General features: G+C 55.3%; 11 protein-coding genes. 3 read left to right on the forward strand and 8 right to left on the reverse strand.

Annotation, left to right across the window (positions count from 1 at the left end):
- Window positions 1–317: 317 nt before the first annotated feature.
- Window positions 318–2000: a coiled-coil domain-containing protein gene (locus SH573x_RS13830; RefSeq protein WP_479355941.1), complete on the forward strand. Its 1683-nt coding sequence runs from the start codon at window positions 318–320 to the stop codon at window positions 1998–2000.
- Window positions 2001–2175: 175 nt separating this feature from the next.
- On the opposite strand, the gene SH573x_RS13835 is transcribed toward SH573x_RS13830, so the two are convergent.
- From SH573x_RS13835 to SH573x_RS13870, 8 genes are all read right to left on the reverse strand, one after another.
- Window positions 2176–2490, reverse strand: coding sequence for a Rieske (2Fe-2S) protein (locus SH573x_RS13835; protein WP_479355943.1), 315 nt, complete (start codon window positions 2488–2490; stop codon window positions 2176–2178).
- A gap of 64 nt (window positions 2491–2554) precedes the next feature.
- Window positions 2555–3703, reverse strand: coding sequence for a quinolinate synthase NadA (gene nadA, locus SH573x_RS13840; protein WP_479355945.1), 1149 nt, complete (start codon window positions 3701–3703; stop codon window positions 2555–2557).
- Window positions 3704–3706: 3 nt separating this feature from the next.
- On the reverse strand, window positions 3707–4558 hold the full coding sequence (locus SH573x_RS13845; RefSeq protein ID WP_479355946.1) for a hypothetical protein: 852 nt from the start codon (window positions 4556–4558) through the stop codon (window positions 3707–3709).
- Window positions 4559–4576: 18 nt separating this feature from the next.
- Window positions 4577–5449: a formylmethanofuran dehydrogenase subunit C gene (locus tag SH573x_RS13850; RefSeq protein ID WP_479355948.1), complete on the reverse strand. Its 873-nt coding sequence runs from the start codon at window positions 5447–5449 to the stop codon at window positions 4577–4579.
- Window positions 5446–6363, reverse strand: a complete 918-nt coding sequence (fhcD, locus tag SH573x_RS13855) for a formylmethanofuran--tetrahydromethanopterin N-formyltransferase (protein ID WP_479355950.1) — start codon at window positions 6361–6363, stop codon at window positions 5446–5448. Before fhcD ends, SH573x_RS13850 begins: the two co-directional genes overlap by 4 nt.
- Window positions 6360–8093, reverse strand: coding sequence for a formylmethanofuran dehydrogenase subunit A (locus SH573x_RS13860; protein WP_479355951.1), 1734 nt, complete (start codon window positions 8091–8093; stop codon window positions 6360–6362). The genes fhcD and SH573x_RS13860 overlap by 4 nt, the downstream gene beginning before the upstream one ends.
- Complete coding sequence (locus SH573x_RS13865; protein ID WP_479355953.1) at window positions 8090–9322, reverse strand: molybdopterin-binding domain-containing protein; 1233 nt, start codon at window positions 9320–9322, stop codon at window positions 8090–8092. Before SH573x_RS13865 ends, SH573x_RS13860 begins: the two co-directional genes overlap by 4 nt.
- 77 nt (window positions 9323–9399) lie before the next feature.
- On the reverse strand, window positions 9400–11151 hold the full coding sequence (locus tag SH573x_RS13870; RefSeq protein WP_479355955.1) for a glycoside hydrolase family 88 protein: 1752 nt from the start codon (window positions 11149–11151) through the stop codon (window positions 9400–9402).
- 134 nt (window positions 11152–11285) lie between these two features.
- Between SH573x_RS13870 and SH573x_RS13875 the strand changes: the two genes are divergently transcribed.
- Both SH573x_RS13875 and SH573x_RS13880 read left to right on the forward strand, forming a co-directional pair.
- A complete protein-coding gene (locus tag SH573x_RS13875) occupies window positions 11286–11783 on the forward strand; it encodes a hypothetical protein (RefSeq protein WP_479355956.1) in 498 nt (165 codons plus the stop codon).
- Between the two features lie 214 nt (window positions 11784–11997).
- Window positions 11998–13854 carry a sulfatase-like hydrolase/transferase gene (locus SH573x_RS13880; RefSeq protein WP_479355958.1) on the forward strand — a complete coding sequence of 619 codons (1857 nt, stop codon included), beginning with the start codon at window positions 11998–12000 and terminating at the stop codon, window positions 13852–13854.
- Window positions 13855–13972 lie beyond the last annotated feature (118 nt).

Raw genomic sequence — 13972 nt, forward strand, 5'->3', positions numbered from 1 at the left:
AAACAGGGCCCGGCCAACTGCACCACTTCGGTCCATGCACTGGCTATGCTGCGCATTGCCAGTGCCACCCTAAGGCCTTTGAATTTCGATAGTTAAAAGCTGGACGATCTCACTACATCGAGGGAGAAGGGGGGCCCCTGCGCTCAGCTCTTACTTGATGCGTAAAGCAATCAGGATTTTTTCGATTTGCGATTGCTTTATATGTAAACCAATACAACGGCACCAGTTTTCTGGAAGATGATAAATAGTGTATAATCGGCGATCCAACAATCGCCTGCCCCAAATTTTTATCGCTTGTGCAGAAAGGCATTTCCCGTATGTCTTCCGATCCCACCTGGCTTCAAGGTTTGCAGCACGCTACCAGTTACCGACAACTGCAAGAAGCTTTCGACCAGATGGCGGCGGCAATTGGTCGTCAAGGCGTGGATCAACAGATGGCCAGCTCGATAGATGAAGCGATTCGACGCATCGAGGAAGAACGGATTCGGGATCAAGGCGAGTTGGCGGAATTCCATGCGCAGTACGCTGCTTTCAAAGGCGAAAATGCAGGTGTCGTTGGCTGGTTCAAGCGTAAACTACCGTTTACCGCCACGCGAAAGCAGGATGTTGAACTGCGAGATATGGTCAGCGATCAAGAAGCGGAGATCCTGGCTGACAACTTTGTGATCGCACGAGCCCAGATGCTCAAGGATTCATTGTTGCCGCCCGCAGAGGCTCGGGGCGGTAGGCCTAGTAGCTATTATCGCGAGCAGTTGGCCGCCAATGATTCGGTTATTCATCTTCGCGCCTTTGGTCAGATCGTAGTCGACGCCAGTCGAGATATTCATACTGCCGAGCAGTTCGTGGCTCAACTAAAAACTGATATCGATGCGTTTTCAGCCGCTCGCTTTGCGCAGCCGGACGACCAGCAACTGCAGAGTTCAGGACTTGAGAAAGCGCGTGCCGAGCTTGGTCAGCTTACCAGCGCCACTGAAGGCAAGAAGAAACTGGTGGCGGCCGCGGATGATCGGTTGCGGCAATTGGTCGAGCAAGAAATGGCAGCGAGCAATCCTGAGTTTCATACCCTGCAGCAACACCTCGTGCAGCTAACTGAGTTCGTCGCACAATGTGAAAACACTCAGCCCACGGTAGATGTACGCGACAAATTGCTGGGCCAAATTAAGCAAAAACTTGTGGCCTTACACGACATGCCGACTAAGGCCAAGTTGATCGAAACCAAAAGTGACAAGCTACAAAGCGATTTGCGAACCGCACAGAGTGCTTTCGACAGGGCGGATATGGAGTATCAGCCCGTATACCAACGTTACGAGGCGGCGCGCCAGGCAGCTGATCAAGCGAACTTGCGCGTGGAAGCCACGCGGCCACTGGTCAACGCATACCTGGCCGAACAAGGACTCGATGCCGACTCGTCCGCTAGTGCAGCTAGTTCGTCGCCGATCTGCGCGGAGTATGAAAGTTTAAAAGCCGCTGCCGCCACCGGCCAGGCTCAACTGCAACAGCTGACTTCCCTTGGTGAAACTGCCAAGCGAACACGCGCGCAGGCTCAATCGGAAGTGGACAAGTTGGTCAAAACGGAAAATGAGCTGAAGTTAGAACTGAGCAAGCTGAACCAAGACCGGGTCGCCATGGAAAACGAACTCGGGGCGCTGTGCGAACAATATCGACTGAGCAAGTTAAGTTTCCAAAGTGCGATCGGGGCTTGGTCGAATAAGCGTACTCAAGTGCAGTGGCTGCCTGGACTAAACGGCGTTGAGACGATACCAACGGAACTGAACGAAGACTTGTTTGGCCCAGCGCTAATTTCCACTGTTCGCACTCACCGCGATGCGGGCACCGTGAATCGTCTCACCGACGCATACTCACGGTTTATGGAACAGTTCCAGCGCAGCTGGAAGACCGCCAAAGCCGCCCAACAACAGTTAACTAGCGATCGCAAGACTGCTCTTCAACAGCGCAGCCGATTGCTGCTAGACAGTGAATTAGCAGCCCGCCTATTTTAAACCGCAGGCGTTAGCCTCGGTTATTGAACGTGCAAGGCCGTTGCACGTACGTCGTCTAACACCCGTAAGCACGGCTCTTCGTACTCCTACTCGTACTCGATAGCTGCGAGTACATACAAATTCGAGTAGGAGTAGGAGTAGGAGTACGAATCCAACCGAGGCTAATACCGTGCGCTTACGTCGATAAACGCACGAGGATCTTATCGCCTTCGAGCTTGATTTCGTGCACGGCTGTTGGTTCGGTGGCGGGCATTAAGACGGCGGCGCCGGTGCGAATGTCGAATTTGGCTCCGTGCCGCGGGCAGACCAGGCAATGATCATCCAGTTCGCCTTCGCCTAGTGGTCCGCCGTCGTGCGTGCACACATCGTCCAAACAATACAGCTGACCGTCCAAGTGCACGATGACCACGTAGTGGCCGTTGATTTCTAAACATTGCTTTCCGCCCTCGGGTAGGTCAGCCATCCGAGCCACTTCGACGAAATCCGACATTCAGTTGTTGCTTTCTGGGTGTGGTAAGGCATTCCTCGCTGGCGTGCTCAGACTGGTTCGCCAGTTACTTGACTTCTAACATGCGCTGCAGAGCTATCAGGGAATTGCGAGTTACTTCCGGGTCGACTTTAATGGCGTTGACCACTGAGTCTTCCAACAAGTTGGCTAGCGTCCACGCCAGGTGCGCGAGATCGATACGATACATGGTCGCACACATGCAGACAACAGGCGACAAGAAGTGAATCTCTTGTTCTGGATGTTCGGCCTTTAAGCGATTGACCAAATGCAACTCGGTACCAATTGCCCATTTGGTGCCTGCAGGCGACTGCTTCACGGTTTGAATAATCTTGCTGGTCGAACCCGAGACGTCTGCAATGTCATTGACTTCGCGCGGACATTCAGGGTGTACCAAGATCTTGATGCCGGGGATCCGCTGGCGAAACTGGGCCACGTGAGCGGCAGTGAACATTTGATGTACGCTGCAGTGACCTTTCCACAAAACCACCTTGCTCGCAGTGATCGCCTCGGCTGTGTTTCCACCGAGCGATTCGGCATAAGGATCGTAGACCGGCATCTGATCGTCCGTGATACCCATCTTCAGCGCGGTATTGCGGCCCAAGTGTTGATCGGGGAAAAAGAACACGCGATCACCGCGTTCAAAAGCCCATTTCAGTACGGCAGCTGCGTTACTACTGGTGCAGACAATCCCGCCATGTTTGCCGCAGAAGGCTTTCAGCGAAGCTGCTGAGTTGATATAGGTCACCGGGATAACGCGCTGCGTATCGATCACTTCACCCAGTTGATTCCAGGCGTCTTCCACTTGTCGAATGGCAGCCATGTCAGCCATTGAGCAACCGGCAGCCATGTCGGGCAGGATTACGGTAACGTGCTGCCCACCGCGCTCGGACAATTTTTCGGGTCGATTGGCCAAGATATCCGCGGTCTCAGCCATAAAGTGCACGCCGCAGAAAATGATTACGCGGCAATCCCGACTGGCCGCAGCCAGCTGGCTCAGCTGGTAACTGTCGCCAGTCAAATCTGCATGCGCGATCACTTCGTCTTGTTGATAGTGATGCCCCAGGATGAGCAAGCGCGAGCCCAATTGCTGCTTGGCCTCAGCAATGATCGACGCCAGTTCTTCATTGGGCCGTTTCTTGAAATCGGCCAACGGCAGTTTGCCTTGGCTGTTTTTGAGCGGTGGTGCAATCAACATTTTTTAGCGTGCCTCGCCAAAGCGAGTAATAGTTTTGTCCAGGTAACTCTTCAAGTCGTCATCCAACTGAAAACCTTGGGAGCTAAGCGCCAGGCCCAGTGATTGACGCAACATATTGTGCGCCAAGTAGCGTCCACCAGCAAAGGTTAGATGAATGTCGTCGCGATATAGTTCGCTCACCTTTTTAATAGGGGCCCCGCCTTGGCGGATATCCAGCTCAATTTGCTGCAACGCCTCCAAGACGCGCGTGTGTCGAATCCTGACCCCGGCATGGCGGTCGGCCACTCCGAGAGCTAATTCGTGCATGTAGTTCACTGAATGGTGCATGGTCGATGCACCGGTGACAGTTATTTCTGTACCCGCATCTGCGGATTCTTGGCTAATCTCGAGATGTTTGGGCCAACCCGAATGCAAAACGAGCATCGCTTGAGGTTGCATGGCCACCCAGCGACTGACCAAATCGATGTCTTCGCTCAGCTTGGTACCGTAGTGAGGTTGGATGCACAACACATCGTACTTGTTCTCTTGGAGCGCTTTGGTCCAAACCAGGCTCGACGGAACGCATGGCTTCTCGGGAGCATTGAAAATCTGCTTCAGGTTCTTGCCACAGTCCACATGCCACTGAGCATCCACGCCCAACGCGGCAGGCACGCAATCCCAGGTCAGCGAATTGCCAATCAAATACACACGCAGCTTTTCCGCACGCGGCACAGTCTGAGCAGACACAGAAGCCGTTTGCGCCAACAGCGATAAAGCAGTTGCCAAGAGCCATATCCAGACAGTACTCGCGCGGGCATGCCTAACCACATGGCTCAAGTTGGCGAAAGATAGGAGGGTCGGAGATTTAAGGTTCATAGGCATCACTCCTTCATTTTAGAGGGTTGCTGCAATATGGAAACCAGTCTCCAGACTATCATCCTGGTCGAGCGTCGAAATCCATAACAATTCACCCATACCACCGCTGGATCGATCACCCAGGGCTCGCATTACGCGGCCTGCGTGTAGCGCCGCCTGTTGCCTGGGCGAAACATGCCTTTGCAAATCTGCCAATAAAATTGGCAAAAACGCCAGCTGAACGGACTCCCAGGGCGTAAATCCGACGTGTAGTTGGGGTTGATCATCTCGTGCGACAATCAACGTGCCGCGTCTCAAGCCCACGCCCATGGGCGACGTAATTTTGCCAAAGGCTACGATTGTCCCTGCAATCATGGAGCAACCTAACCCCAAATCAACTGACCCACCCACAATCAACGTACCGCGGCGCATGCGAAAGCCAGCATATTTGCCCACCGACTGCTCAACGCGGCACACGCCACCCCGCATGCCTCGACGAAAGTTAGGACTCGCGCCACCGCAGTAATCGCCAGCGCTGCCTTCGATTTCAACCAGACCACCACGCAAGTTGGAACACGCGTAATCGCCAACCGAGCCGCCAACTTTCAACACTCCACCTCGCATCTGATCGGCCAGGCGATGACCAGTGCTGCTGTCCACTTGCATTAGACCATCAATCATCGCCCCACCCACGCGATCAGCCCGCGATAGATCTCCGCGTAGGATCAAGCGCTGACGATCACCATCTTCAATGGTGAACACTTCACCAACTGCGCGCGGCGTGCCATCGAGGATGACGGTTTGCGCAGCGATACTGGCCACATCCAGGCAGCCCAAGCGATCGGGCACCAGGCCAGTCAAGTCTAATCGACCAAGCACCTCTGGTTTTAAGGACAGCGTTAAACTACTCATGCCAGGACATCTTTCAAATGAAAGTGATACTGACCGAGTTTGCCACCGTAGTTGCCAGCAGTCACCATTCGCAGACCATAACGCGTGCCGGCTTCACACGCCGCTTTGATACCTACACGCATGGCCCGTGCCACGTCGGCTTGAGTCAGCCCATCAATGACAACTTCCAACGCCGCTCCCACGCCTGCAGGCAAACGGGACGCAGTGATGGGGCGCAGGGTGGGACAGTACATATGATTGGTCGAAGCGGTTAACCACTTGTACTTGGACCCAACCTTTGATCCCGATCGGGCTACTCCGCCGGGAAAAGGCATGATGACACTGTTCAGCTGCTTCATCGCAGCCATGGCTGTTTCGCAGGCGCGCAGGGCACCGCTGAGCGATTCGCTGAGCACCAGGAAGTTACCACCGCCAACCGCGTCGGTTCGAGCCGTGGTTGCTTCGCAGACAAACTCGCCATCCATGACCGGTACGCGCCAGAATCTTCTGCCGCCGATGACTTTGGATATTTGATAACCGTCGCCAAAGTAACGCAGCTTGCTGCCCAGAGCTACTTCCTTCTCACCGGTCATTCCCGCGAAAACGCTAGTCGATGGACAAGTGAGCACACACTGACCCACACGGCGTACAACTTGCTTTTCAAGCTCTTTGGCGCTCATTGCAAACAACAGCACGGCGATCGCAGGGCGTCCATCGGGCGATTGGTCGCTGGTCAGCTCGCGCTCGACAGAGGCTTCGCAACCGCAGGCAATGACGCTGGTTGCAAAACCAGTCAGAGCCTGCGCAGCATGCATGGCCCAATAACGATCTTCTGCAGTGATAATCAAGCGAGTCGCCTTCATGGGAAAGGCTTCCGCAAAACTATCTTCGATATCGATCCCGTTGATCTGCATGAAGACTGGTGTCGCGTTCATAGACTGACTCCAGTGGCATTTGCGATTTCGGCTCGTCCGCCCGACAGCAGCCGACTTTGCAATTCATCTTCGGAAATCTCGAGCATGCCGATCGGAATGCCCAAGGTTGGCTCGATGGCATCTTGCCAATACACAGATAGTGACAAACCTTGCCGGGGTGTGCTGCGCAGCGCGGTTGAGCGTGGACAGGCGTCGAGTGCATCTAACGTCGTGACTTGGTCCGAGCGCGAGGTCGATGGCTGATAGTCGCGAGTCAACAGGAACTGCGGCAGTAAGACTCCGCTCTTCCAAACGGATTGCGCCTGAGAGAACATCGACTCCACATTGTCATTCGGTTTGTAAAAGACCAAGTCAGCCACGGCATCGGGCCGAATCTGTCCACGGTCAGCCAGGCCCAACAGTCGGGCAGGTGCCGCGCGTGTAATGATCGCCACTTCATCCAGCGTGTATTGGCGCTCGAGATCCTTCAAGAGGGTTCGCTCCCGCGCTAGGGGATGGATGGCCTCCAGCGCCGCCTGGCGAAACGTGCGATCGGTCAACAAGCGAATCAAATGTGGATAGCTGGTGAACGGACCACCGTTGGGATGATCGGTCGTCAATAGCACCTGGTACGGATTCTTGATCAGCAGCAGGAGTTCCAAACCTATCGTCCATTGCAAGCTGCTGACGTAGTGCGTGTTGGCATAACGCATAGGCACGATACCACACCCGCCGGTACATTCGACATCCGACACGATCGACTTGGAGGGTTGAGCATGACGGCGATTGCGATATTGTGCTTGAGAGTCAGCCGAGAGGGTTACGGTTTGACCAAAGACAATTTGACCGACGTCCAAGCTGACCTGCGGACTGCGATTGACATATTCTGCCAGCTCGGATGCCCCGCTACCCATGTTCATCGGGCCCACATCGCTATAGGCGTTGAACTGAGCGTGTGTCAAGTGAATGCGATGACCCTCGACGGCCTGTAGCGTGGCCAAGGTTGAACGAATGTTGCCAGGCACGCCCAGGTTGCTGGCATGCACGTGTAGCGGATGAGCCAGCCCAATCGCATCGACGGCCGCGGCCAGGCTGCGCAGCACCGAGCGTGGAGTTACACCATAGCGCGCGTGCGGTTGATCGACATCCAATGAGCGTTGATTGAATTTGAACGCGCTAATGCCCCCGGCATTGACCACTTTTACGGCCATCGCGTGACTGGCTTGAACTGTCCAGGCGACCAATTCTTCTAACAGCGGTTGTTCCAGACCGCGACCCATGGCTCGCAGTAGCCATTCTTCGTTTCCCATGACGACGTAGGCACCGCTATCCAGCAGCGGTGTGTCGGCTAATTGCAGATGGGTCGAGCGAGCTTGAGGCAGCAGCATGGCCGGCTCAAAGCAGGCAGTGTACCCCATGGCCGAATACTTCAATCCGGTCTCAACAGATGACCAAATCGGACCACGCGCGTCGTGATGGCGTCGCGCGCTCAGATCTTGAGTTAGCAATCGCGCCAAATTTAATTTGCCACCGCCGATGTGCGTATGCAAATCAATTCCACCTGCCATGGCGATGCAGCCCGTGTAATCATGCAATGTACTGCCCGGGGCCAGGCTGAGCGCTCGTCGTGGATCATGCGTAGCTACGCGGGTAATGCGTCCCGCGCTCACGTGTATATCCACCACCTGGCCGTTCAGAACATGCGTCGGGTCGATCAGCTGTGCGCCGCGTAGGATGGCATGATGCATCATACGTTCCTTTCGGCAGATTTAGCCAAGGGCGTGTGCAACGTTGGCCAGTGTTTAAGATCCAACTGTGCACTAAGTCCTCGAAGAACTTCCCAGGCGGTGGCTCGCTGTGAATCGTTCACTTCAATGCCGCTCGCATACGCTGCCAGGCCATGATCACCGCGGGTGAGATGTCCGGATCCGTTTAATCCAATCGAGCAAACGTAGCAGCTTTCCGAGCCATGGCTACCGGACTGCGGGACGTTGCAGTCAGCATCGATCAGAGCATGGAAGGCCATCTCGGGCAAAGGCGTATCGCTGGGCAACGATCGCACACACAGTCGATAATCATACTGGGCTTGCCACTGATCCAGGCTGAGTCCAGCCGAATAATCGGCTCGCTGCCAGCCGCGATCACAGTACCGCAATGGAGTAGTCAGATTGGTCAGCCACAGGACAGTATCATGGCTAGTGACGCGCCCTGGATCGCTGGCCAATGGTAACAGCGTGCAGCGTGTAATGGCACTGACAACATCTGTCAGCTCGACCAGTCTTTCTAGCAACAGTCGATCGGCTTGATCAGTCAATTCGTCTTGATTCCAGATGATGACACAATAGCGATTGACCAAGAGACGCTCGGCCAAAAATCCTGCGCTGGCATCCATCTCGGTCGCGGTGCGCTGCGAAACGACCGACTCGTCGCGAATGGCCAGCAGTGTGCGCATCAAACCATCCAACCATTGATGTCTTTGCCAGCCGAGTTCGATTACCTGTTGACCATCCGTGGACAACTCGTCTTCACGCACTTCAGGTGGGCAATGGTCCAGAAAGATGTGTTCGCAAGTGTTCGGTGCAAAACGGGCTAGAAGCAAAGGCATTTCTCGCAGGTGTTGTTGTCCAACGTGCACAATCAGCGTGGCGGCAGAGCGCACTTCGGCCAGCGAGGTGCCTTGCCAGCCAATGGAACTGATGACTGCAGAAACCAAATGTTCGCCCGGCGACTGCGCGACATGCAGGGTGGCTCCACTTTTTTCCGCCAACCGGACTGCAGCTCGCGCGGTCTCCACATCGCAGCTTTCCAGCCAGACCAGCGGGCTGTGGGCTGCGCGTAACAAATGTGCCTGGCGGCTTAGCCAATCCAGCGGGGCATCTGGCGGTAATGACAAATGCTTTATACGTAAAGTATCTTGTACATTCAGCCAGGCGTGCAAGCGCGAACAGGCTGGCGGTTGGTCGTGGTCCGGCCATTTCATGGGCACGGGACACAACAGGCCACACAAGCAGCAGATGGGTGGGGATGTTTTGGGAAGGTGGGTCAAGGGAGGATCAATCAAGGGTTGGGTGGTCCCGGCCACTGCATCATTTCGGTGGCCACCAGCAGAGCCATAGCTCCACCGCGTGGATCACGGCCCAGGATGGCCGGACGATCCAAGTATTCTCTTAACGAGTTCATTTTGCCAGTACCTGTGCAGACATCGACCAGGCTACCGTCGGAGGCGACCCGCGCCTTAATCGCTTGCCAGCCTCGATCGACGCTTGTAGCAAATTCTTGCTTGGACAGCCAACCCATTCTGACACCGCGAGCCACGGCGTAAGTGATCATACAGGTACAACTCAGCTCTCGATAGCTCTCGGGATGATCGATAACTTGATGCCAGGCACCCGTGACATCTTGGTGCGGCAATAGAGCTCGCAAATGCGCAGTCCAGGCAGCCAAGATCTCAGGCCGGGCGGGATGATTCTCGGGCAGGTTCTCGAGCACCAGCGCCAGCCCCAAGGCAGGGAAGCCGTTGCCTCGTCCCCAGGCGGTATCATCCTGGGGTGAATGTCGATGCAAGCCATCCTCGCGCAGGTTCAGCTGCAGCATGAAACGCATATGGCGCAGGCACATTTCGTAATACTTGTTATCGCCAGTGAGTCGACCGACCGTGGCCAGGATCGGACAGCCCATGAAGACCGCATCACTCATCTCGTTGTGACCGGGCATCGACTCCAGCGGTTGGCCCTGCGCATCGAAGGCGCGGTCTGCGGCCGCTTGCGCCAGTTCGCGATAGCGTTCCACGACATGATCCGTGAATAACTCGCCCCACAAGATATGGCCCGCGATATCACTGTTGCTGCTCTTGTCCGTCAAGCCAAATCGACGACCTGCAACGTAGTCATCAACCAATCGCTCGATTTCCGCTTGTGCCTCTTGGTTGCCGATGAGCCGTGCCCAGCGCCATCGCGCCATGCAAGCCACGGCGGGAATATATGCCATGGTTGGCAGATCGTGGCCATAAACCGCAGCCAGTTGACCGGCCACTTCCCGAGCCGTCCGTGCAATTCGCGTCTGCAGCTCGCGACGAGCCGGCGATATGTTCTCCAGCGCAATCGGTTTTTCGTTCGCAGTTTCGAGTCGAAAGTTTTCCAAATTCAAATCCGCAAACGGGACCAAGTCGCCAGCTTTGACGCTGCGGGTGAAGCCCTGAATAAGTCCGACGTTGGCCGCGGGCAGCTGTCCCAGCTGACGGACAAGGCAATCGGCTGGTCTATGGGCTGGATCGATCGTGGCGGTCCGTGGCCCAGGTATCAGCTCGACGACTCGATCGGGCGCGTGCATGCCGATCCAACGCCACAGATACTGCGACTCGACCTGTGTTCGGCTGTTATAGTATTCGCCGGCCGGCGGATAACCAACCGCAGGATTACCGCCTTGCCCGTTATCGTTGATCAGCCCGCGCATCAGCCCGTCGGGGTTACCCGCGACTACGGCTGAAAGTGCCATGACCCGGCGAAGCGATGTGTATTGATCGTCAGTATAAAAACGCCGCATGACATGCCTGGCGGCTGCGGTGGTATCGGGTGAACCGTCCAGCCCGGCCACGAGGAGCATACGGTGTTTTGCGGAATCGATATTCAAGTCCTCAGCCGTTATCCAAGCGGTAATTGGGGCTGACGTGCGAGTCACTCCGATCGGAAAGGCTATGACCGATGGGATGTCGAGCGGCAGTTGCTGCACGGTATCGCTTTGTGCATGAAGCCCTGCGCGCGAAAGCATGATCAAGCAGAGGCAGGCCTTGATTGCAAATGCTGTTTTCATGGTCGTTGCTTCAGGTGGGATCCGCAAATTCACGGCTGAGCGAGCGTGAGCGGAGTGGTAGGCTCTGCCCGGCTCGCCTAGAATTGTACGGCCTGCAAGGTTCTCTCACAAACGCTCAAGAACAGAAACTGTCCATGGACAACTTATTTGCGATCGATGTCATTTCCCGCATCCTTCACGTATCAACGGCCATCATGCTGATCGGTGGCAGCGCATTTATGGCGTATGTCTTGTTACCTAGCTCCGCCCAACTCGAGCAGAATGAACATGACAAACTGCGCAGTTTGATTAACGGCAAGTGGAAACGCTTTGTGCACATGGGAATCTTGTTGTTTCTGGTTACCGGGTTTTACAACTACTTTCGCCAAATGCCCAATCACAAAGGCGATGGTCTCTATCATGCGCTGATTGGCACCAAGATGTTGTTAGCCTTCTTCATCTTCTTTGTGGCCTCGGCACTGGTCGGTCGGTCGGCCGCTTTTGAATCGTTCCGGGCCGCCCGCGGTAAGTGGCTGAACATCATCGTGTTGGTCGCGGCTGTGATCGTGGCCATGTCCGGATTTTTGAAAGTGCGCGGACCAGCCCAGCCTGCCAACGCTGCCGTATCGTCCGAGCCTGTCAACACTCCCTAAACTTCAGCTAATCGCAGGTAGCCACCGCTGCCAAGCGGTGGATGTTTTGGTAGCCACCGCTGCCAAGCGGTGGACGCGTAGGTTCTTCGGTCCACCGTCTGGCGACGGTGGCTACAATGGCGGTGGACGTTGTTCAATCCACCGTCTGGCGACGGTGGCTACGAAGAATCCACTGGTGGCTACCCAACTCCTCCCGACCCCCACGAGATGTCTCATGTCACTACGCATTGCGCTCGCTTGGTTTGTTCTCTGCTGTGGCTGTTCGACGCTGCTGGCGCAGAGTGCTGCTCGGCCAAACATCGTATTGATTCTGGCGGACGACTTGGGCATCAATGATCTGTCGTGTTATGGACGCCAGGACCAGCACACACCCAACCTTGACCAATTAGCCAAGTCAGGTGCACGCTTTACCACCGCCTACACGGCCCAGCCGATCTGTTCGCCCTCGCGGGCGGCTTTGATGACCGGCAAGTGCCCAGCGCGGTTGCACTTGACCAATTACTTGCCCGGCCGACCCGATGCCAACTCACAGAAGTTGTTGCAACCAGTGATCGAAGGACAACTGCCCTTGGAGGAACCAACGATCGCCGAATGGCTGCGGGGCGCGGGCTATGCAACTGGTTTGTTTGGCAAGTGGCATTTGGGCAACAAGGGCTTTGGACCGTCGGAGCAGGGGTTTGATGTAGTGGTTACGCCCCCGGCCAATACCAAGCCCAGCGATGTCGAAGGCGGCAAAGGCGAATACGCGATTACCGAAGCCGCGGAAAAGTTTATGACGGACAATCGCGATCGACCGTTCTTCTGTTACGTACCTCACAATAACCCGCACATCCCGTTGGCTGCCAAACCAGAACTAGTCGAAAAGTACAAGGACAGTTTTCATCCCACTTACGCCGCCATGATCGAAACGATTGATGATTGTGTTGGGCGACTGATGCGCAAAGTCGATGAACTGGGTTTGACGGACAAGACGATCTTCATCTTTACCAGTGACAACGGTGGTCTGCATGTGCTCGAGTTTCCTGGAACGCCAGCGACTCACAACACGCCCTATCGAGCTGGCAAGGGATATGTTTATGAAGGTGGTTTGCGCGAACCGCTCATCGTCCGCTGGCCGCAGAACATCCAAGCTGGCACTACGATCAATACACCAGTTGTGTTGACCGACCTGGTTCCCACCTTGCTTGAGGCAGCTGGCATCGATCTGGGCAAGACAGTTGGTCCACTAGATGGTGTTAGCCTGATGCCATTGCTAAAAGAAGGCAAGGACATGCAGCGTTCGCTGTATTGGCACTTTCCCAACTACACCAATCAAGGTGGCAAGCCAGCCGGAGCTATTCGCACGGGCGATTGGAAGCTGATTGAAGATTTCGAGTTCGGGACGCTGGAACTGTATAACCTGGCGCAGGACGTTTCTGAGCAACATGACCTGGCACAACAAGAGCCCGAGCGCGCCAAACAAATGCAAGCGGAACTTGCGCAATGGCGCGTCCGCGTAGGGGCTCAGATGCCCGTTGAAAACCCCGACTACGATCCCAAACTGCATGCCACCATCTACAGCGATCAAGATTCATCCAAGCTAATGCCCGAAGCCACGGCAGCCGCCACGGAACCTGCTTGGAAAGCCTGGCGAACTTGGATGAACTCCGTTACCCAGAACAAAAAGCCGAAAGTCACACCGGCCGAAGGCGATATTCGTCTGCACGCTAAAGACGCTACGATTCACGCCAAGACCATGCGATATGAACCCGAATCGCACAAGAATGTCTTAGGGTATTGGACCAATCCCGATGATTGGGCCGAGTGGAAGTTTCAAGTCGCCCAGCCCGGAACTTATGAAGTTGAAATTCAACAAGGCTGTGGTGACAAAGGTGGATCGGAGGTCGACGTCGAAGTCGGTGGGCAAGTCTTGAAGTTCACCGTGATACAAACTGGTCACTTTCAACACATGATTCAGCGCACGATTGGAACGGTCGAACTGACCGCGGGTGAACACACTTTGGCCATCAAACCCAAATCAAAAGTGGGCGTGGCTGTCATGGATATTCGCCGCGTCGTGTTGCGAAAGTAAGTACAGCGAGGTTCATGAGTTCGCTAAGCACGTGGACACATCCAATTCGGGATTAGGGCACAAACAGGAATCGAGGATAGTGGTTGGCACAAACCATATCCGAATGAACAACACTTAG

Source organism: Rania fehmarnensis (assembly GCF_056494185.1).

Bases quoted from the DNA above. Each gene is read 5' to 3' on its own strand.
- SH573x_RS13830 (WP_479355941.1), top strand. From the start codon at position 318: ATGTCTTCCGATCCCACCTGGCTTCAAGGTTTGCAGCACGCTACCAGT.
- SH573x_RS13835 (WP_479355943.1), bottom strand. From the start codon at position 2,490: ATGTCGGATTTCGTCGAAGTGGCTCGGATGGCTGACCTACCCGAGGGC.
- nadA (WP_479355945.1), bottom strand. From the start codon at position 3,703: ATGTTGATTGCACCACCGCTCAAAAACAGCCAAGGCAAACTGCCGTTG.
- SH573x_RS13845 (WP_479355946.1), bottom strand. From the start codon at position 4,558: ATGAACCTTAAATCTCCGACCCTCCTATCTTTCGCCAACTTGAGCCAT.
- SH573x_RS13850 (WP_479355948.1), bottom strand. From the start codon at position 5,449: ATGAGTAGTTTAACGCTGTCCTTAAAACCAGAGGTGCTTGGTCGATTA.
- fhcD (WP_479355950.1), bottom strand. From the start codon at position 6,363: ATGAACGCGACACCAGTCTTCATGCAGATCAACGGGATCGATATCGAA.
- SH573x_RS13860 (WP_479355951.1), bottom strand. From the start codon at position 8,093: ATGATGCATCATGCCATCCTACGCGGCGCACAGCTGATCGACCCGACG.
- SH573x_RS13865 (WP_479355953.1), bottom strand. From the start codon at position 9,322: ATGAAATGGCCGGACCACGACCAACCGCCAGCCTGTTCGCGCTTGCAC.
- SH573x_RS13870 (WP_479355955.1), bottom strand. From the start codon at position 11,151: ATGAAAACAGCATTTGCAATCAAGGCCTGCCTCTGCTTGATCATGCTT.
- SH573x_RS13875 (WP_479355956.1), top strand. From the start codon at position 11,286: ATGGACAACTTATTTGCGATCGATGTCATTTCCCGCATCCTTCACGTA.
- SH573x_RS13880 (WP_479355958.1), top strand. From the start codon at position 11,998: ATGTCACTACGCATTGCGCTCGCTTGGTTTGTTCTCTGCTGTGGCTGT.